This window comes from Methanomicrobiales archaeon (genome assembly GCA_030019205.1).
Classification (GTDB): domain Archaea; phylum Halobacteriota; class Methanomicrobia; order Methanomicrobiales; family JACTUA01; genus JASEFH01.
Map to the genome: position 1 here is coordinate 56326 of JASEFH010000008.1, position 20552 is coordinate 76877.

The following is a 20552-nucleotide window of genomic DNA, read 5'->3' on the forward strand; positions in this document are numbered from 1 at the left end:
GGGCACTCCTTTCGTATGCGGGATCCGAATCTGGATCGCGGTCCCCCCCGGGGGGGGTGCCCCATCGGATCAGCGGCGGCATGGGACCCGGTCGGCGCGTTCTCGAGAACGTACCGATCCAGGACGGGATTTCCGGCGCAGCCGGATCGTGTTCGGGCATCGAGAGGTCGGAGTTTCTTCATCCCGGAGCCTTTCGGCACGTTTATGAGGTGCAGCATACCAGCTGATCGGATCGGGGCTCCTGATGGATTTCAGTGCGATGGTTGCGGATGCATTCCGGTACACGCGGAATACGCTCTGGGGAAAATGGGTCAAGTGGCTGGTTCTCGCCCTCTACATCCCGATCAACCTGGGCTACTACCGGCATATCCTGCAGGGGGAGGTAGAACCTCCGACACGGATACCCGATACGGAGGAGGTATTCATCGAGGGCCTGAAATTGCTGGTTGTTCTTGCCGTGTATGCCCTCCCTGTCATCGTGATAGCGCTCGCCTTTTTCGGCGGGACATATGCCCTCCTCTCCACGATGATCCTGTCCGGAGACGCATCTGCTGCAATAGCAATCCTCGGGACCGTGGTCCTCGGATCCCTCGTCACGTTCCTGTTGTCCATACTTGTCGGTCTGATTGCGGCCATTGCTGCGATCCGATTCTCGCGGACGAACGATTACGCAGAAGCGTTCAACTTCGGCGCCATCCTCGACCATATTGCACGCATCGGGTGGGGAAATTACATCGTTTCGTTCCTGGTTCCCGTACTCGCGATCGGGATTGTGGTGCTCGGGCTTCTCATGATCCCCTTTCTCGGATGGGCGCTGCTGTTCATCCTTGGCCCCGTCTTCGGGGTATTCCTCTCCCGGTACCTGACGATCCTGTACGATGCTGCCCCGGTCTGATTGCGGTGAGGCAGAAGAGCGCAGTCTGCGGATTCCGGTTTCCGGGCGCGAAATGCATCCTCTCCCCTTCCCGAGGCTCGAAAATGCATTTCCAGCCGATCAAACTGCCGTGCGGCGCAGTTACATTCAAATACACCTTCACGCCTTACCGTTTACGTGAGGTTGTATCGTCATGGACTACGGAAGCATGCTGGGAGACTCGCTCGACTATACGCGGGATCTCCTGTGGGGGAAGTGGAAACGCTGGATCCTTCTTATCCCGTGCACAATCATCTTTCCACTCCTGCTTGGCTATATCATGGAGATCTACCGGGGCAAGCAGGATCCCGAACTGGAGGGCTGGGGCAGGCTTTTCATCGACGGGTTGAAGTACTTCGTCGCATCACTCATCTATGCCCTGCCGGCGATCCTGATCATGCTCGTGTTCGGGGATATCGCCCTGCTGGATGCCATCGCCAGGTCGGCAGCAAGCGGGAGTCCCGATCCCCTCGCCGGCAATCCGCAGGTGCTCGCACCAGCCCTGTTCGCCTTCGGCATCGGTATCATACTCGCCATCCTAGTGGGGCTGGCAATCGCGCTTCTTTCCATCATCGGGCTCGTGCGGATGGCGCGGACGGATAGGTTCGGAGAGGCCTTCAACTTCGGCGCCATCCTCGACCACATCGCACGCATCGGGTGGAGTCAATACATCGTGGCGCTCATCGTCATCTGGGTGGTCTCGATCGTCCTGGGGGCCGCTCTCTCCGCCCTGGCGGGAATACCGTTCATTGGCTGGATCTTCTGGCTTTTCCTGACGCCGGCGGTGGTCATCTTCGAATCGCGCTACATCGCCCTGGTCTACGATAGCGGCACACGTCCTCACCAGCCTGCCTGATCCCTTCTCTCTTTGCTTTTACAGAACCGATCCTGTTCTGCTGCCATCCACGATGGCGTCACCCATCTCGTGCAGCCCGTCACCCGTTCTCATCCTGCGACCCTCTGTGCATCCAAGGCCGAAATGAGCCTGGATGCAGGCGGGTGGGAGCGGGAGCCCGGATGCTGCGAGGATCCCCGGCGCCCGCTTCTCACCAGGATCGCGGAGGGATTGTCCCCGGGTGTGGCATGGCCCGGATATGGGGGCAGCGGGTATCGAAATAACACGGTTCTTCCGACGGTGAGGGACTCGGCAGCGGTTCCCAGGCGGGGACTTTCGGAATTTCGGACAATTTCGGTGTACACGGGTTCTCGACGCTGCAGACCCGATCCGGGCCCTAATCCTCAGGAGAGGGGGGGATCCGCCGTTCCTCCTGCCGGCCGACAGAGCCTCTATGCCGCTCCGATCTCCCCGCATGAGATCCGCTGTTCGTACCGATGCCTCTCGCCCTTCTCCGCTCATTAACAGAGACGCATCGCAATAGTGGTGAAGGAACCCTGGGGAGAGCAGGCGCACCTCTCTGATTCTCCTGCCCTGCTCCCTTCCAATCGGGCCGGATCGGCGCATTTACGGCTTCGATAGGATAAATGCCTCCGGTTGTCGGACACATCCTGCTATCGGGATTGAGACGGGCGGAGGGCACCCTCCCATTTCTGCCGCGGGCCGGGGCTGATTGGTGCATGACGGCGTATTCGTGGCGGATAGGAGAATTCGCCCACGTGCGGAACGCATGCCCGGCAACACACCATCCGCGCACTTGTGTCCGGAAGGGGAAACGGCGAGCGAGGGGGGAGACCTGCTCTTCCATCCGGAAACGCCCGGCAAGCGTCCTCCGTGCTGGATGCCCCTCACCGACGCTGTTCTCCAGCAGTCGCGGGGGAGAGGATCAAGATCGGGACAGGCGCGCCGGACGGCTCTATCGCGATCCGGGAAACTTCGGTTCCCGAACGGGGAGGAACCGGGAGCCTCTCGTCGGGGGATCCGATTTTCCCCGGAGATCTGCTCTCCGGCCAGTCTGCACCTGTCCCGCGTCTCTTCCACCGAGCGCGGGATTCGTGCGGTCCGTGATCCCGGGCAACCAGCCGATCCTTCCCCGGAGCATCGGACAAAGGTGCCGAAGGCTCGCCGCCTGCAAAATAAGCGTTTCGGGCCGTGTCTGCCTCCGAGACGGATCTCGACAGGACCCGCCGGACAATAGTTTAAATATCCGCCGCCCCCACTCTTATGCATGACCGAACAGTCCAGAAGGGATTGCTTTATTCTCGAATCGCCTGCGCTTTTTTGATACTACGCTACGGGACGGCGAACAGACGCCCGGAGTCTCACTGACACCCGCCGAGAAGCTCGAGATCGCCTCTGTCCTCTCCCGAATCGGGGTACACACCATCGAAGTGGGATCTGCAGCCGCATCCGAGGGGGAGCGCGAGGCGCTGCGCCTGATCGCCGATGCGGATTTGTCGGCCGAGATCTGCACCTATGTTCGGGCACTCCGGCAGGACATCGACTACGCGGCAGAATGCAATGCCGACTCTGTCCACCTGGTGGTGCCCGTGAGCGACCTGCACATCCAGAAGAAGCTGCGGAAGACGCGCGAGGAGGTCTGCAATATGGCCTGGAGCGCCGTGGAATACGCCCGGGAACGGGGTCTCATCGTCGAGCTCTCCGGGGAGGACGCATCCCGGGCTGACCCGGCATTCCTCCGTGAGGTATTCGCCGGCGGCGTGGAACGGGGCGCCGATCGGCTCTGCTTCTGCGATACGGTCGGACTGCTGACGCCGGAGCGGACGGCGGAGCTCATCCCTCCGCTCTGTCTTGCGCCCCTCTCCATCCACTGCCACGACGACCTCGGGATGGCCCTGGCAAACTCCCTCGCGGCGCTGAAAGCGGGTGCGAGCGCATGCCATGTGACCGTGAACGGCCTGGGGGAGCGGGCGGGCAACACGCCGCTCGAAGAGCTCGTCATGGCGCTCGAGGTGCTCTACGGCTACCGGACCGGCATCGTCACGGAGGAGCTCTACCATCTTGCCACCCTGGTCTCGCGGTTGAGCGGTGTGCCGCTCCCCGTCAACAAGGCGATCGTCGGGGAGATGGCCTTCACGCATGAGAGCGGCATCCATGCCCATGGCGTCCTCCGCGAACCGAGCACCTATGAATCCATCCGACCGGAGTCGATCGGGCGGAAACGGCGGATTGTGCTGGGGAAGCACTCGGGATCCGCCTCCGTCGAGGCCGCCCTGCACGAGATGAACTACCGCCCCGACGAGAACCAGCTGCGGGAGATCATCAAGCGCATCAAACAGCTCGGTGACGAAGGCAAACGGGTCACGGATGCAGACCTGATGGCCATCGCAGACGCTGTCCTCGCCATCGAGTGCAGTCCGGTGCTGCAGATGCGGCAGTTCACGGTGGTGAGCGGGAGCAACGTGATCCCGACGGCATCCGTGACCATGACCGTACACGGGGAGGAGGTGACGGGAGCCGCCACCGGCACAGGCCCCGTGGATGCTGCCATGGAGGCCCTGCGCCGCTCCGTCGCCGATGTGGCCGACATCCGCTTGGAGGAGTACCACGTGGATGCGATCAGCGGCGGAACGGACGCGTTAGTGGACGTAACGGTAAAATTAAGTAAAGACGGGAAGATACTTACTTCCAGAGGTGCTCGCACCGATATCATCATGGCCAGCGTTGAAGCGGTCATCGCCGGCATGAACAGACTGTTGAGGGAAGAGAATGAAGACCGGAGCTAAGATCCTCATCGAGGGTCTCCAGAGAGAAGGGGTCGAGACCTTATTCGGTTACCCCGGAGGAAGCGTGCTGCCCATCTACGACGAGCTCTACGACTCGTCACTGCGGCACATTCTGGTACGGCACGAGCAGGCAGCGGCACACGCCGCGGACGGGTATGCCCGGGCCAGCGGCCGTGTAGGCGTATGCCTCGCCACCTCCGGTCCCGGGGCCTGCAACTTGGTCACCGGCATCGCGACGGCCTACATGGACTCCGTCCCGATCGTCGCCCTCACCGGACAGGTTCCCACCCTGCTCCTCGGGAACGATGCCTTCCAGGAGTCGGACATCACCGGCATCACCACCCCCATCACCAAGCACAACTACCTTGTGAAAGAGACGAAGGATCTGGGGCGGATCGTGAGGGAGGCCTTCTACATCGCGAGGACGGGGAGACCCGGCCCGGTGCTCATCGATCTACCGAAGGATGTCTGCACCAACCAGATCCCCGGTGAGAACCACCTCCCGGACCATATCTCCCTGCCAGGCTACCGTCCGACCTACAAGGGGCATGTCCGCCAGATCGAAAAGGCGCTGGAGGCTCTCGAGAGGGCGGAGCGCCCCGTGATCTATGCTGGAGGGGGGATCATCGCATCCGGGGCTTCGACAGAACTCGTGGAATTTGCAGAGAGGGGGCTGCTGCCGGTGACCACGACGCTGATGGGGCTCGGCGCAATTCCGGCCGATCATCCGTTGAACCTGGGGATGCTCGGGATGCACGGAACCGAGTACGCCAACTACGCCGTCACCGAATGCGACCTGCTCTTCGCCATTGGTGTGCGGTTCGACGACCGCGTGACGGGCAAGATCCAGACGTTCGCTCCGAACGCAACCATCGTCCATGCCGACATCGATCCGGCAGAGATCGGAAAGAACAAGAAGGTCGACGTCCCCATCGTCGGGGATGCGAAGGCGATCCTTCAGGCGATGCTCCACCGCATGAACCGGCGCGACGGGCGGGAGAGCTGGCTCGAGAAGGTGCGGGTCTGGAAGGAGAAGCATCCGCTGCGCTATCGGTGCGATGGCCGCCTTCGCCCCCAGTACATTATCCAGGAACTCTCGAACATCCTGAACGGCGAGGGCATCATCGTCTCCGAGGTGGGGCAGAACCAGATGTGGACAGCGCAGTGGTACCGGTTCAAGAAACCCCGCTCCTGGCTCACGTCGGGCGGGCTGGGGACGATGGGTTATGGTTTTCCGGCCGCGATCGGCGCCCAGTGCGCCCGACCGGACGAGACCGTCTTCGACATCGCCGGGGATGGCAGCTTCCAGATGAACATCCAGGAGCTGGGGACTGTTGCCCAGACCGGACTGCCGGTGAAGGTGGCGATCCTGAACAACATGTACCTCGGGATGGTGCGACAGTGGCAGGAGCTCTTCTATGACCGCAGATACTCCTACACGGAGCTTCCCCCCGTGGACTTCGTCAGGATCGCGAGCGCCTATGGGATCGACGGGATGCGCGTGGATGCCGCGGAGGACGTGAGACAGGCGCTCCGGGCTGCGATCGATGCGGATGGCCCGTTCATCCTGGACTTCCGGATCGAGCGCGAGGAGAACGTCTTCCCCATGGTGCCCGCCGGTGCCGCGATCAACGAGATGATCGGGGGTCACAGCGGATGAAGGCCCATACGCTGAGCGTCCTCGTGGAGAACCGTGCCGGCGTCCTCTCCCGGGTGGCGGGGCTGTTCAGCCGGCGGGGGTTCAACATCGAGAGCCTGGCCGTCGGCACCTGCGAGGAGCCCGGATCGAGCCGGATGACGATCGTGGTCGAGAGCGACGACAGCCAGATCGAGCAGGTCCAGAAGCAGCTGAACAAGCTGATCGATGTGATCAAAGTCTCGGATATCACGGAGAACGAGATCGTCGAGCGGGAACTCGCCCTGATCAAGGTCAATGCAGAGCCGGGATCGAGCCGGGCGGAGGTGATGCAGATCGCGAGCATCTTCCGCGCCCAGATCGTCGACGTCGGCTCCAAGACCGTTGTCCTGGAGGCGACAGGGGACACCAACAAGATCAACGCCCTCGAGAAGCTCCTCCGCCAGTACGGCATCAAGGAGCTGGTCCGAACAGGTAAAATTGCCGTCCTTCGTGGATCCAAGACGGTGCAGAGCTCAAAATAATTTTTCGCGATTGCGCCATGTCCACCGGGAACTTCGATTCGTGCGATTCCCCGTGCGCATCCCGGTCTCTGCTCCATTCCTGGCAGTCGTCCGTCGGACTGTTGAGGTCATCCCCCAATTAGACCCCCGAGGATCCTGAGTTCGTGTCATGGCGTTTCGGGAAATCAACGGAGACCTCCGGGAAATTCTCCGATAGCCCCCGAAGAAACCGCACACCGCATTCGGTGCGATCCGATGATTCACCAGCAGCATTCTCCGCGTCCTGACCGCCTGGTGCATCGGGAGCGACGTCCTCGAGCAGTAGGATACCGGATTGACCGTACACTGATACCACCTCGAACGCGAACTCTGCCAGCGGTGAAAGCATCAGAGTTCTTCCGTCCGGCTACGACCTTCCGAAGGTCGACCTTGCCCACGGCATCACAGACACCGATGCAGTCCTGCGGACAGGGGGAGGTATCGACCGCGATGGCTGTGGGAAGCAGAGGGATTAACCCTGTTTGCTGCGGTTGACCCGCAGGGGCTCTCCGTCACCTGTCCGATCTTCCCGGCGAACATCCACGATTCTCGTCTCTTTAATCCAACAGTGGTTCAATTCGAGATTCCCAGCACCGTTGAGAGACGGGGCGTCACCATCGCGGATACAGCCTACGATTCCCAGGAGAATCGACACTTTCTGAGAAACCGAGGCAACAAGAGCGACATTCCCGCGAGTCCCCGCCGCCGGACCCGCTTAAAACGAGGGCGGGCGGTCTGGCTCGACGGGATCGCGAGCAGAAATGGAGCGCTATTGAACGGCCCTTCCGCTCGATTGAAGCCTTCCGGAAGATTGATCCCGATACGCGCGCTTCGACCGCTCATCCCGTGGGCTCACTGTGCCCGCATGACCGGAAGGGTTTATGGACGACCGCGTTCAGAGACGATCCCGATGGCGGGATCGCTTCGTCCGAGGCGGCTGCCCTTCCCTCTTTATCGCAGCCCTGGTGAAGGATGTTACCCAATCGACTCTGTAGACGCCCACGCACCTTCGGTCACAGAAGAAGAAAGAGAGAGTGCCCTCAATGATGAACCCCCAATTTCAAACGAGAGTGGCTCTCCGAAGTATGATTGCTTGTATCCCGTGGATATTGTTCGAGAGCAGGGGTCCTCCCCGATAGGAGAGAATCGTGCGTCAGGCTGCATGGTTCTCTCCATCCCGGGATTGTCTCCCCCTCGGGAGATGCCCCTCTCCTGCGGAGATGCCAGCCGTATCGGAGCATGTTTCCGTGTTGACAGATTTTCAACAGAGCCACTCAAGCACCGAATTTATTATTCCAGCCCGATCGAATCCCGAATGGGATGGATGCCCGCTCCGGGCAGTAAGGTCGCATGCAGGCTGAGGAGATACCGATCCCCTCCCCTGGTAACCCTTCCGGTTCAATGGGCGGGAGAAGGGGGCGAGCAGCCCTGCCATAAGCCCTCCTCGCATTGGATCCCGGGCAGGCTCCCTGGGGCGAACAGGGATTGTCGCAATCCGGGGGTGAAGAGGACGGGGGCAACGGCGCCTCTATCGCTCGCCTTCCTCCGCTTTGATGAGACAGAAGCGGATTGACGGAGGAGATCGGATTTTTATTCCTGTCGAATCCGGTGTTCAAATCTATCCCAAGCAATTTGTCTGCAGCACGAACCGAGCCTTGCAAGTGATCCGCATCGCTGCGAAGTGCGAGGGCGCAGCAGGACGGATGCAGGTACGGCCGTGCTGATCCGGAGGGGGAAGCGCCCCTTCCGATCCGGTAGTTTCCGCCTCCAGCATCCTTTGCTGGTATCTTCGCCGGCGGGCTATCGGCGGACGGCAGCCTCTCGATGATGAGTCTGATTTCGTCGATTCGCTTTGAGGCATAAACCGCATATGTCGTATGGGGAGAGACCGGGGCAGTTGCGAGCCTTCCTGCGGCAATGCACGCCGTACTGTCGCACTGGTTCGATTATGTTATATGTTAGCGCGTCTCATATTAACATGGTAATTATGTTTGGTTTGCCTGATATCACGGTCGCATCGGTGGGAGGAGTCTTCCTTCTCAGCGTCATCGGACTGCTGCTGTGGGGCCTTCGGTTCCAGAAGGTGAAGGTATGATCGATCCTGTCGATGTAGGAATCGTCGCGGTCTACTTCATTGGGCTGATCCTGATCGGGGTATGGGCCTCCAGGAAAGTGCATTCGATGGGGGATTACGTCGTTGCCGGACGATCCCTCGGATTCTGGGTATTCACCATGCTCATGGTGGGTTCGGTCGCCAGCGGGATGTCGCTCCTCGGGGTCTCCGGCCTCGGTTACAACTTCGGATGGCCCACCATATGGGAGCAGATCTTTGTGCCGCTCTCCATCGCCTTCTGCATCATCTTCTTCGGGGCCAAGATGAACCGTATCGCCAGGGCGAGCGGATACATGACCGTTCAGGACTACCTGAGCCACCGCTACGAGAGTCCGGTAGGTCTGCGGAGCCTCTCCGCGATGGCGGGAATCGTCGTCTCCCTGATCTATCTCGCCGGCCAGTACACGGCGGTGAGTATCGTTCTCATGTGGCTCTTCGGTATCCCGCACATCTACGCGCTCCTGATCGGTGCCGCCATCGTCACGATCTACACGGTGATCGGAGGGCTCTATGCGGTCGCCTGGACGACGCTCATTCAGGGTGCCATACTCGTCTCCGGCGTCGTCGTCATGGCTCCGCTGGTGATCGCCGCGGCGGGAGGTTTCGAGTACGTGAATACGGCGCTGGCCACCATCAATCCGTCTCTCGTGGACCCCTGGGTGGCGAGCGGCGTCTTCACGCCGACCTATGTCGTATCATTCTCGCTCCTCCTCATGATCGGGCTTGCCTGCGCTCCGCACGTTATCAACAACGTGCTCGCCGTAAAGGACGTGAACTTCTTCAGGTGGGCGCCCATCATCGCCTTCGTGGCCTATACGGGCGTGATGTTTCTCCTGAAGTTCGCCGGCTTCGCGGGCAAGGTGCTTGTCGCCGAGGGCATGATCGTGCTCCCCGCCGTAAAGAACGCATCGGACTTCATCTTTGTCGAAGGCGTGGAGTTCGCGCTGCCAAACATCTACCTCTGGGGCATATTCGGGGTAATCGTCCTCGCCGCGGTGATGTCCACGACGGATCGCCTGATGCTCACCATCGGGACCTACTTCAGCTGGGATATCTACAAGAGTGTCGTGAGACCGAAAGCTTCCGATACGGAGGTGCTCCGTGTGAGCAAACTCTCGGTCTTTGCAGCGGCGGTCGTGACCCTGATCCTGGCAATCAATCCGCCGGAGATGCTGGTGTGGCTCATCTGGGCCGGAATCGGGATCATGTTCGCTACGTTTGCCGTGCCCCTGCTGGGTGGTCTCTACTGGCGGAGGGCAACGCGTGAAGGGGCGATCGCGAGCATGGCGCTCGGTCTGATCAGCGCCGGGCTGTTCGGAGGCATCTCCTACTTCAAGATCGCCCCCCTTCCGGCGCACTTCAGCCTCTACGCCGTGATCATCTCCCTGACTGCCATGGTGCTGGTATCGCTCCTCACGAAGCCGACGGACGAGCGGGTGCTGGACGAGACCATGACAGGGTGGTTCATCCAGCCCCGAAGCACGCCGACCATGCTTTCTGGAGAGATTCCGGCAGTCGCGGAGGCGGCGCGGATCAGTCCAGCGGAGAAGGCGCGATAGGCGGAAGAGATGCGAGCCTCCGGGGGGAGGGACGGCTCCGCGGGGCCGCCATCCCTGCCTCGTGTCCCGGTGCATGCAGAGCGGTCGAACAATCTCTATCATTTCTGCACTGGTTTGTTCATCGCAGGGTGGGAGGCGTGTGCAATCCCCGCCCGTGCCTTCCCATCGAGCGGTATTGATCCCCACGCAGCAGATGCCGGGAATATCGGGCGGTATGACTGAGGAAGGGATCCTGTCCTCTTCTCCTGTGCAGGAGGAACCCTGCTTGAAAGAGATATCGATGAGCATTCCGCGTATCCGAGCGAGGCGATCCCGCCGCGAACCGCACCGGTTACTATCGCGGGTCGCGAGTGCCTTCCGCAGCCGCGAAGGGCCGTTCCTGCGGGTTTCCGCGAGATCTTTTCCGGTACGGTTACGGCATTCGGGCGTCCCTCCTCCAGAGACCATACTACGAAAGGCCGCCCCTTCGCAGAGGCGATGCATCGCGCATCTCCATTCGGTTTGAAATTGCCTGCATCTTCAAAAAGGCACGGAGCATCATCCATTATAAATCATCGGGACCTAATAGTAGTGCGTGAAGACGGCTATCCTGGGAGGGGGATTGACAGGCATCACCCTGGCCCGGCTGCTGTACGAGTGTGGGGAGGATGTCATCGTTCTCGAGCGGGAAGCGGCGTACGGCGGATTATGCCGCTCCCATTCGGAGTCGGGTTTCACCTTCGATGTGGGTGGATCGCACATCATCTTCTCCCGGGACGCGGAGGTTCTCGGCTTCATGCTGGAGCAGCTGGGCGCCAACCGGAACGAGAACAGCCGCAATACCAAGGTGTACTACAAGGGGCGGTACATCAAGTATCCCTTCGAGAACGGTTTGTCCGGGCTTCCCAGGGAGGATCTCTTCTACTGCATCAACGAGTTCATCAAGACCCTGATCGCTTCGGAAAAAGGAGAATTGAAACCCCCTTCCAACTTCCAGGAGTGGATCGTGCATACGTTCGGCAGAGGGATAGCCGAGACCTACCTGATCCCCTACAACGAGAAGATCTGGAAGTTTCCGACCGATAAGATGTCCCACCATTGGGTCGAGGGGCGGATCCCGCGCCCTCCGGTCGAGGATGTGATCCGCTCGGCGATCGGGATCGAGACGGAAGGGTATACCCACCAGTCCCGGTTCCACTACCCGCTCCGCGGCGGAATCGAAACCCTGATCCGCTCGATCGCCGCACCGCTTCAGGATGCCATCCGCACGGGATTCGCTGTCTCATCCGTCCGCGGAACCGAAGGGGACTGGATCGTGGGCGACGGAGACGAGGAGATCCGCTGCGAACGTATCATCTCCACGATACCCCTGCAGCAGCTGTTGGGATCCCTGGACGGGGTTCCCGAAGACGTGGGGCGGGCCTGCAGGGAGCTGAAGTACAACTCGCTCGCAACCATCTGCATCGGCGTGAGAGGCCGCGTTCCCGGGATCTCCTGGATGTACGTCCCTCAGGCGGAGCTGGGGCTCTTCAACAGGCTCTCCTTTCCCTCCAACTTCAGCCCGGAGGTGGCGCCGCCGGGGCACGCGTCCATCCTCGCTGAGGTTACGTACCGCCAGGGGGACGAGGTAGCTACGATGCCGGATTCCACTCTGATCCAGCATACCCTAGATGGCCTCGAACGAATGGAAATCCTGTCCCGTTCGGACGTGGTCTACACGCGGGTAGAACGCCAGAAGTATGCCTACGTCATCTACGACCTGGACTACCCCCGGAACATCGCAAAGGTGAAGGAGTACTGTGCACGGCGGCGGATCGGGCTTGTGGGCCGATTTGCGGAGTTCGAGTACCTGAATATGGACGGCTGCATTCGAAACGCGATGAACTACGTGGGGGCGAGGAGATGCGCGTGAACATCTTCGTGGAGGATCTGCTCTTTTTCAAGTACATCGGGTGTGCAACAGCGGCAAGGACGCTCTACCGGCAGCTATCGCGGATGAACGAGCTCGACATTTCATGGAACTCGAACGCCTATGATTACGATCTCGTCCACTATCACACCTTCGGCCCTCTATCGCTCTTCAACCGCAAGTACTCGCAGGGGGTCAAGGTGCTGACCGCTCACTCCACGCCCCGCATCAACGAGGGCAACGTAGCATTCTCGCACTCCATCAACCAGTATTACCCCCGCATCTACAGGAAGTTCGATCACATCATCACCATATCCGCCCCGTGCCAGCGGGAAGTGGAGAGGATGCACCTGGGCGTCCCCACCACTCTCATCCCCAACGGCATCGACCGCGAATTTTTCAGGCGCGATGCGCAGAAACGGCAGCAGTTCCGCGAGAGGTACGGTATCGGGGAGGATGAGAGGGTGGTACTCACGGTCGCACAGCAGACACCCCGCAAGGGGATATACGATTTCCTTCAGCTCTCGAAGCAGTTCCCCGATCTCAGATGGGTGTGGGTGGGGGGCTTCCCCTATGGAGCCCTGAGCAAGGACTACCTCCACATCGAGCAGTCGAAACTGCAGTGCGGGAAGAACGTGCTGTTCACCGGCATCGTTCCGGACATTGTGGGGGCGTACAGCGGCGCGGACATCTTCTTCATGCCCTCGTACGCGGAGACCTTCGGTCTCGTGATCCTGGAGGCGATGTCCTGCGATCTCCCCCTCATCGTCCGCGGAATACCCGAGTTCCGGGAGATCTACGGCGATATGGCGCTGTACTTCTTCGACCTGGATCAGGCAGCGGCGCTTCTGAAGGACGAGGCAGCACTGCGGAGGTGCGCGGCGAATGCCCGCGAGAACTCAGCGGCATTCGATATCAAGAGAGTTGCGGAGATGCACCGGCATCTCTACAGGGAGCTGACAGGAGCATGATATCTGTAGTCGTTCCCACCTACAACGAGGAGGGCAATATCGAGGCCTGCCTTCAGTCCCTCTCGCGGCAGACGCTCGATCGAAGCGAATACGAGATCATCGTGGTCGATGGGAACTCTCACGACCGCACCCGCGAGGTTGCAGAGCCCCTCGCGGATGTGGTGATGATCCAGACGAGTAAAAAGGTCGGCGGTGCGAGGAACGATGGCGCCCTGCGGTCGAGCGGGGATATCATCGCCACTACGGATGCGGACTGCATCCTGCCTCCCGAGTGGCTCTCCGTGATCGCCGAGGACTTCCGGCGGCACCATCCCGTGCAGCTCTATGGGCCGGTATACCCCCGGGAGAAGGGGATAAAACACTCCCTATCCCTCCTTGGCGCCAACACATTCGCGCGACTGGGCTACTATACCCGCACCATCTACTTCACCCTCGGGTGCAACACCGCCTTCGATCGGGAGGCGTTCATGCGCGCCGGCATGTACCGCTGCATCGATGCCGGGGACGACCTGGAGATCGCCAGAAGGATGCGGAGACTGGGGAAGGTGATGTTCGATCCGAGGATGCGCGTCGGGTTCTCCATGCGGCGGTACCAGCAGTTCGGCACGCTGAAGTCCCTCTACGAATGGTTCTATATCGCCATGCGTGGCGGAGAATCCTCGAAATACTCCTACAGCCGCCGGAAGTACAGATGACGGAGAAGTTATCCGATACCCTGGCGAATCATGTCAGGGCATTCAACGACTGCGAATGCGCGCGACTCCTGGGGATGGAGATCGCGGATGTCTGGGATGGCGGAGCGCGGGTGGTCATGGATACCGAGGGCAAGCGGAATGTGCACCGCGTCGCCCACGGCGGTGCGGTATTCGCCGTGGCGGACCAGGCCTTCGGCATAGCGGCCAACGCGCAGGGAGGGATGCAGGTAGCAGTCTCCGCTCACATCCACTTCATAGCTCCCGCGACGGGAGTACTGGAGGCGATCGCGGAACGGCGGGCGGAGTCCCGCGATCATTCTGTATACGAGGTCCGGGTGTATGCTGACGGGCGGCTGGTGGCCCAGTTCGAGGGCGTGGCCTGGAAGAAGTCAGGGAATTCGCGGATCTGACGGCAGCAGGGGTCCTTTCGGCGCATTCCGCCTTACCGGATTCATGCGCAGCCTGCATCAAGGCAGGGGGACTCGATTCCGATCGAGCAGAGCCCGCAGCCGGTCGCCGTGTCATCGCCGCCGCATTCGGTCATCCTCTCCCCTTTCCCGCGAGTACGATCGGGCTTCGGGAGGTCGCGGTCGGACGGGAGCGGATCGAGGAAGATCGGCGAACAGGCGCATCGCCGACATAGTCCGCGGGAGTGGCGGACCGTCGACGGGGCGCCATATTTCAGGGATTTGCGGCTCCCGACGCACATGGCGTGTGGAGCGCCTCAGGTCCCTCTCCGAAACGTCGCGTGTCGCACCGGGGGCGGGCGAGGGACGGTCCATCTCTCCGGGATCGCCGTCGATTTCCCGAAACGCGATGACCCGGGCGCAGGGTCCGCGAGGACACCTTGCGCTGGGGATGCCCTCGGTCAGAATCCCGCGACCGTGGTGATGGAAGGAAATAATCATTATGCAATAACCGAAAAACTCTCCTGAATATATGGCTGAAGATGCAGTTCCCCGGTCCCGCTCTTTCATTGCCGGCACTGCGATGGTGCTCGGGGACGTGGTGCTCGCACCGGATGTGAGCATCTGGTTCGGGGCGGTGATCCGGGCTGACAGGGACCGCATCACCATCGGACAGATGTCCAACGTGCAGGACAACGCGGTGATCCATACGAGCACCGGCCATCCGGTCGCGATCGGATCCGAGGTGTCCGTTGGGCATGGGGCGATCCTCCACGGCTGTACCATCGGCGACCGTGTGCTCGTCGGTATGGGGGCGATCGTGATGAACGGGGCCGTGATCGGTGAGGAATCCATTCTGGGCGCCGGAACTCTCGTCACCGAGGGGACGAACGTGCCGCCCCGCTCAGTCGTTCTGGGCGTGCCCGGCAGGGTGGTGCGGGAGACAACGGAAGATGAGAGGGCGCACATCCGGCAGAATGCCCGGGGGGGATACCTCGAACTGGCAGGGAAGTACCGCCATGGCTGACGTGGCCGTTATCGGAGGCGGTGTCGCCGGCATCCAGGCGGCGCTGGACATCGCCAACCACCGCATCCACGTGCACCTCATCGAGAAGGAGCCGTCCATCGGGGGGCACATGGCGATGCTCGACAAGACGTTTCCTACAAACGACTGCTCGATGTGCATCCTCTCCCCCCGCATGAACGAGGTGCTCCAGCACCCCTGCATCACGCTCCATACCTGCACCGAGGTGGAGAGGGTCTTCGGGGAGGCGGGTAACTTCCAGCTGGTCCTGAAACGGCATCCCCGCTATGTGGATGCAGGGATGTGCACCGGATGCGGGGACTGCGTCGAGATCTGTCCGATCGAGGTCTACAACCGATTCGACGCCGGCATCGGCGTCCGGAAGGCGATCTACAAGCCCCATCCCCAGGCGATACCCGATGTCGTCGTCAGGGACAGCGAACACTGCATCGAGTGCGGCCTCTGCTACGATGTCTGCGATCGGGGGGCGATCCGGCGGGAGGACGCCGCGGAGGAGATCCGGCTGACCGTTGACTGCATCGTGGTGGCGACCGGCTACCAGCAGTTTGATCCTGCCGACAAACCGGTACTCGGCTATCTCCGCCTTCCGGACGTCGTCACCAGCCTCGAGTTCGAGCGGATGATCAACGCCGGCGGCCCCACGGGGGGGCGGTTGCGCCGCCTCTCCGACGGGAAGCCTCCCGGATCCGTCGTGTTCGTCCAGTGCGTGGGATCCCGCGATGCAACCATCGGACGGTCCTGGTGCTCCGGCACCTGCTGTATGGCGGCCATAAAACATGCAATCCTGATCAAGGAGAAGCACCCTGAGTGCGAGGTCACGATCTGCTACATCGATATTCGCGCCTACGGCAAGGGCTACGAGGAGTACTACCAGAGAGCGGAGCGCCTGGGGGTGCGGTTCCTGCGGGGGATGCCCGCCGAGGTTGTGGAAGGCAGGGACGGCATGGTGCTCTGCGTCGAGAACACCGAGAATCGCCAGTTCCTGGAGCTCCACCCCGACCTGGTGGTGCTCTCCATCGGCGTGGGCCCCTCCGCGACGGCAGCAGCCATCGCGGAGAGACTGGGGATCGAGCAGGATGGAAACGGCTTTTTCAAACCCCTCGACGCGAAGCTCGGTCCCGTGCAGACGCTGAAACCGGGCATCTACGTGGTCGGTGCCGCGACCGGCCCTCGGGACATCCCCGATTGCGTCGCGCAGGGGGGGGCGGCTGCCATGCGGGTGCTGATCGACATCGCAGGAAAGGGTGAGGGGCGCTGACGGGCGACACGATCTGGTGGGACGACGCCAGCGGTGCGGTCTGCCTCATCAACCAGGCCCGGCTGCCAGGCAGAAAGGAGCTCGTCACCTGCACGACGCTCCAGCGGCTGAAAGATGCCATCGCCGCCCTGGAGGTGCGGGGGGCACCGGCGCTCGGCGTGGCCGGCGCGCTCGGGATGGCGCTTGCCGCGCGGGAGGTTCGGGAGAACCGACTGGGGCGGTTCAAGGAGGAGATGCGGAGAGCGGCAGAGGCGCTGAAGGGCCTGCGCCCGACCGCCATCAACCTCTCCTGGGGCGTCGATCAGGTGCTGGACGTGATCGAGCGCGCCGGGAGCGTGGCGGAAGCGCGGGAGAGATCGCTGCAGAGAGCGAAGGAGATTGCGGAGGAGGACGAGGCCATCTGCCGGCGCCTGGGAGGATTCGGGTCCGCACTCCTGCCGGACGGGTGCACGGTGCTCACGCACTGCAACGCGGGTTCCCTCGCCTGCAAGGCCTGGGGCACCGCTCTCGGGGTGGTCCGGGCCGCCGTGGAGGAGGGCAAGGAGGTGCGTGTGATCGCCTGCGAGACCCGCCCTCTCTTCCAGGGAGCCCGCCTAACCGCCTGGGAGCTGGCAGAAGCCGGCATCGACGTCACAGTGATCGTGGACTCTGCGGCCCCCTTCCTGATGCGGAGGGGAGAGGTGGATCTGGTCCTGGTGGGGGCCGACCGGATCACGCGGGACGCTGTCTTCAACAAGATCGGAACCTACATGCATGCGGTAGCGGCCCGCCACCATGCTCTGCCGTTCTACGTGGCAGCCCCCACCTCCACCTTCGACCCGGTCCACACGGAGAGGGAGATCAGGATCGAGGAGCGCAGCCGGGCGGAGATCGCCTGGGCGGGCGGAACCATGGTGGTGCCGGAGCGGGTCCGCGTGCTGAACTACGCCTTCGACGCAACGCCCCTGGAGCTTGTCAGCGCCATCGTCACCGAGACGGGAGTCCTCTATCCCCCATTCGCGCAACAGATCGCGGGAGATCCCTGACACCGCGAGGTCTCAGTCATGCTCTTCGAGTCCGAAGCTTGGAACCAGCTGATGATCCTCATCGGGGAGATCGCCGTCGTGATGGCACTCGTCGTGCTCGCCTCCGCGCTGCTCGTCGTGATCGTCACCCTGTACTCTTTAAAGAGCGGCAGACTCTATCTTGCCAGCCTGTTGACGCCCGCTCTGGTCCTCATGGAGGGGCTCGTGAAGGCGGTCTGCCGGCTCCTCGGGCTGGACGAGAGGGAGCTGCTGCAGTTCTTCATCACGATCCACAATGCCGTCAACGTGCGCGCATTCTCGGCGATTCCGGTGGAGAAGAGGGCGATCTTTCTGCCCCAGTGCCTGCGGTCTGCTCGATGCCCCGCGAACCTCACTCCCGAGGGGCTGAAGTGCGTTCGGTGCGGGCAGTGCTGCCTCGGCGGCTGGATCCCGAACCTGCAGGCGCTCGGCTATCGGGTCTTCATCGTGCCCGGCAGCAGCTTCATCAAACGGATGGTGAAGAAGTACCGCCCGATGGGGATCATCGGCGTCGGATGCATAGCTGAGGTGAAAGAAGGTCTGGAGATGTGCGATCGCATGGATCTACCCGCGATCGGGGTGGTGACCCTCAAGGAAGGGTGCGTTGAGACGCTTGTCGGCTGGAGCGATCTCTGCGATGCAGCTCTCCTTGGAATCGACTCGGAGGTCACTGCGGAAGAACCTTGACATTCCTTCCGATCAGGCGCCCGCTGCGAATCTTCCCGAAGATGTAGATGGTCTCGCCGCTCCTTACCTCGCCCACCTCGACCCCGGGGCGGAGGATCACATCCCCGCCCGCCTGGATGGAGCGGATCCGGGCATGATCGCAGACAGTGAGGTTCTCCCGGGTGCAGACGGGGCCCTTGATCCGGGTGCGGCTGCCGATGATCGCGCTCCCGCTGGCGATACCCCCTCCCACGGTTGACAGGCGCCCGAGTTCCAGCCGTCCGCCCACCTCGAGCCGCCCCCAGACGTGCGTATCGGCAGGGAGGATCAGGTTGCCCTCGATCTTCACGTTGCCATCGAAGAAGGAGCCCTTCGGCGCGATGAATGTGTCGCCATGCCGGTATATTTTCGTCATTCCCCGTGGTACCTCTTATTGTCTGAACATATCAATGCGTAGGATCCAGAACCAATCGTGGAGCACCGCCCCCTCTGTCCCATCCCGGAGGAACTGCGCATACCGCAGTCGCTTGAGAGGAGAACGAGGAGCCCCTGCCGGTCGGGCTCGCCGGAACCACCGATTCCCGGTGTGCGGCAGCTGCCCCTCCGTCGGTACATTCGTTATAAGGATCTGCATATATAAAATATGAGTATAATTAAAATAAGTATATTTATAAATAAATTAAAAAAAGTGGATTTATTAGCCCGGGAATGGATATACCTGCATGGATCTCCCCCCTATCCGGTATGCGGTGCTCCTCGTCTCCCTCCTGCTCGGTATCACCCTCCTCCTCGGCGTCGTTCTCGCATCGGACGACCTCGCCGTCGCGAAGGGATTCCGGGATCGCTACACCTCCTCGATCTCGACCCGGATCCTGCACGCCTATGCGGCCAATATCCACGTCACCTTCCTGATGATCTTCGGCGGCAACCTCCTCCTGAACTGCATGCTCTTCCTCCCGGCGCGGCTCCTGCAGCACCGGTCGGCGATCCTGCTCCCGATCTTCGTCACGGCCGTGGTTGGCTACAACGGACTGATGGTCGGCTCTATCGTCTACCTCTGTGCCGTCCAGCGGGGGCTCACGATCGCCCTCGCCGCCGTGCTGCCCCACGGCATCATCGAGCTGTCGGCGATGATCCTGGCGGCGGCCCTGGGACTGACTTATGCGTTCCGATACCTGCAGGACGAGCGCCGCGGGGAGCGGGAGTTCCGCCCGTACGCAGACGCTTTCATGGCGCTTGTCACGCCGATGGTCGCGGTTGCGGCGCTCATCGAGACCTACCTGACCCATCTGATCGTATACTCCATGGTCTAGACGGGCGTGTCAACCGCCTCTCTTCTGCCAGACGATGCGGCAACGGCTACGGGGCCGGCGCCCTGCCCAGCGCCTGCAGCTCCGCCCCGTAGCGCCGGCGGCGGGCGATGTAGGCAGCTGCATGCTCCCCGAAGGGCACGTACTCCGCGACCGCCCAGCCCTCCCGGGCGAGGCGCAGCTTGGTCCTGTCGGAGAGCCCCTTCAGGAAGCCGAACTCGATCCTCTGCCTCGATGCCCGCCCGCGCTCCAGCATCCATGCGATCAGCTCCGGATCGTGCGTCCCCACGCTGAAGTCTGCGCCAGCCTGCTGGAGTGCCAGGAAGAGGGAGCGGAACCGCTGCTGGATCTCGGTAAAATCGCGGACATCGCCGGTGTACGCCCCTTTCACCAGGCGGACCCGGATCCCCCCCTCGAGGGCAGCAGCCAGATCCCCGGGGGTTCGGTCCAGGTAGGCCTGCAGGGCGAGCGTAAGCGGGAAGCCCGACCGCGCCGCCTCCCGGGCTATCTCCAGCGTTCGGTCGACGAGACCTCTCCCCTCCATATCGACCTCGAACCCCACGCCGGCGTCCCGGGCTACCCGGAGCAGGGATGCCACATGACTCCTGTAGATGGCCGGATCCCGGGTCGCCCCGAGGGCGGTGAGCTTCACCGATACGGAAGCGTCCAGTGATGACTCGACAATCCCCCGGATGCAGGCGATATAGGCATCCCGCGTCTGCTCCGACTGCTCCCGCGTCCGCGCCGCACCGCTCAGGATGTCCAGGATGCAGCGGATACCCTGAGCGTTCCGCTCCCTGCACCACTGCCGCGCCCGCTCTCCGTGCGGCAGCGTCCAGGATTCAGCCGTTCCCGCCATGGCAC

General features: G+C 62.0%; 17 protein-coding genes. 15 read left to right on the top strand and 2 right to left on the bottom strand.

The window, feature by feature from the left end; genetic code table 11:
- Nucleotides 1-259: 259 nt before the first annotated feature.
- From QMC96_06300 to QMC96_06365, 14 genes are all read left to right on the top strand, one after another.
- Nucleotides 260-895, top strand: coding sequence for a DUF4013 domain-containing protein (locus tag QMC96_06300; GenBank protein ID MDI6876365.1), 636 nt, complete (start codon nucleotides 260-262; stop codon nucleotides 893-895).
- Between the two features lie 172 nt (nucleotides 896-1067).
- A complete protein-coding gene (locus QMC96_06305; GenBank protein MDI6876366.1) occupies nucleotides 1068-1769 on the top strand; it encodes a DUF4013 domain-containing protein in 702 nt (233 codons plus the stop codon).
- A 1289-nt stretch (nucleotides 1770-3058) separates the two neighbouring features.
- Nucleotides 3059-4555, top strand: coding sequence for a 2-isopropylmalate synthase (locus QMC96_06310; GenBank protein MDI6876367.1), 1497 nt, complete (start codon nucleotides 3059-3061; stop codon nucleotides 4553-4555).
- Entirely contained in the window at nucleotides 4539-6215 is a 1677-nt protein-coding gene (gene ilvB, locus QMC96_06315) for a biosynthetic-type acetolactate synthase large subunit (GenBank protein MDI6876368.1), read from the top strand. Before QMC96_06310 ends, ilvB begins: the two co-directional genes overlap by 17 nt.
- The gene (gene ilvN, locus QMC96_06320; GenBank protein ID MDI6876369.1) at nucleotides 6212-6715 is read left to right on the top strand and encodes an acetolactate synthase small subunit; all 504 of its coding nucleotides are present in this window, start codon (nucleotides 6212-6214) and stop codon (nucleotides 6713-6715) included. Before ilvB ends, ilvN begins: the two co-directional genes overlap by 4 nt.
- Nucleotides 6716-8824: 2109 nt before the next feature.
- On the top strand, nucleotides 8825-10405 hold the full coding sequence (locus QMC96_06325; protein MDI6876370.1) for a sodium:solute symporter family protein: 1581 nt from the start codon (nucleotides 8825-8827) through the stop codon (nucleotides 10403-10405).
- Nucleotides 10406-10979: 574 nt separating this feature from the next.
- Nucleotides 10980-12296, top strand: a complete 1317-nt coding sequence (locus tag QMC96_06330; GenBank protein MDI6876371.1) for an FAD-dependent oxidoreductase — start codon at nucleotides 10980-10982, stop codon at nucleotides 12294-12296.
- Complete coding sequence (locus QMC96_06335; GenBank protein ID MDI6876372.1) at nucleotides 12287-13264, top strand: glycosyltransferase family 4 protein; 978 nt, start codon at nucleotides 12287-12289, stop codon at nucleotides 13262-13264. The genes QMC96_06330 and QMC96_06335 overlap by 10 nt, the downstream gene beginning before the upstream one ends.
- A complete protein-coding gene (locus QMC96_06340) occupies nucleotides 13261-13959 on the top strand; it encodes a glycosyltransferase (protein ID MDI6876373.1) in 699 nt (232 codons plus the stop codon). Before QMC96_06335 ends, QMC96_06340 begins: the two co-directional genes overlap by 4 nt.
- A complete protein-coding gene (locus QMC96_06345) occupies nucleotides 13956-14369 on the top strand; it encodes a PaaI family thioesterase (protein MDI6876374.1) in 414 nt (137 codons plus the stop codon). The genes QMC96_06340 and QMC96_06345 overlap by 4 nt, the downstream gene beginning before the upstream one ends.
- Before the next feature lie 529 nt (nucleotides 14370-14898).
- On the top strand, nucleotides 14899-15393 hold the full coding sequence (locus tag QMC96_06350; GenBank protein MDI6876375.1) for a gamma carbonic anhydrase family protein: 495 nt from the start codon (nucleotides 14899-14901) through the stop codon (nucleotides 15391-15393).
- A complete protein-coding gene (locus QMC96_06355) occupies nucleotides 15386-16669 on the top strand; it encodes a CoB--CoM heterodisulfide reductase iron-sulfur subunit A family protein (protein ID MDI6876376.1) in 1284 nt (427 codons plus the stop codon). The genes QMC96_06350 and QMC96_06355 overlap by 8 nt, the downstream gene beginning before the upstream one ends.
- Nucleotides 16666-17694 carry an S-methyl-5-thioribose-1-phosphate isomerase gene (gene mtnA / locus QMC96_06360; GenBank protein MDI6876377.1) on the top strand — a complete coding sequence of 343 codons (1029 nt, stop codon included), beginning with the start codon at nucleotides 16666-16668 and terminating at the stop codon, nucleotides 17692-17694. The genes QMC96_06355 and mtnA overlap by 4 nt, the downstream gene beginning before the upstream one ends.
- 18 nt (nucleotides 17695-17712) lie before the next feature.
- Nucleotides 17713-18399: a DUF116 domain-containing protein gene (locus tag QMC96_06365; GenBank protein ID MDI6876378.1), complete on the top strand. Its 687-nt coding sequence runs from the start codon at nucleotides 17713-17715 to the stop codon at nucleotides 18397-18399.
- Here the strand turns inward: QMC96_06365 and QMC96_06370 are convergent.
- Nucleotides 18380-18793: a polymer-forming cytoskeletal protein gene (locus QMC96_06370; protein MDI6876379.1), complete on the bottom strand. Its 414-nt coding sequence runs from the start codon at nucleotides 18791-18793 to the stop codon at nucleotides 18380-18382. The genes QMC96_06365 and QMC96_06370 overlap by 20 nt on opposite strands.
- Before the next feature lie 307 nt (nucleotides 18794-19100).
- Between QMC96_06370 and QMC96_06375 the strand changes: the two genes are divergently transcribed.
- Nucleotides 19101-19691, top strand: a complete 591-nt coding sequence (locus QMC96_06375) for a stage II sporulation protein M (protein MDI6876380.1) — start codon at nucleotides 19101-19103, stop codon at nucleotides 19689-19691.
- A gap of 46 nt (nucleotides 19692-19737) precedes the next feature.
- On the opposite strand, the gene QMC96_06380 is transcribed toward QMC96_06375, so the two are convergent.
- The gene (locus tag QMC96_06380) at nucleotides 19738-20547 is read right to left on the bottom strand and encodes a proline dehydrogenase family protein (GenBank protein MDI6876381.1); all 810 of its coding nucleotides are present in this window, start codon (nucleotides 20545-20547) and stop codon (nucleotides 19738-19740) included.
- Between the last annotated feature and the right edge of the window lie 5 nt (nucleotides 20548-20552).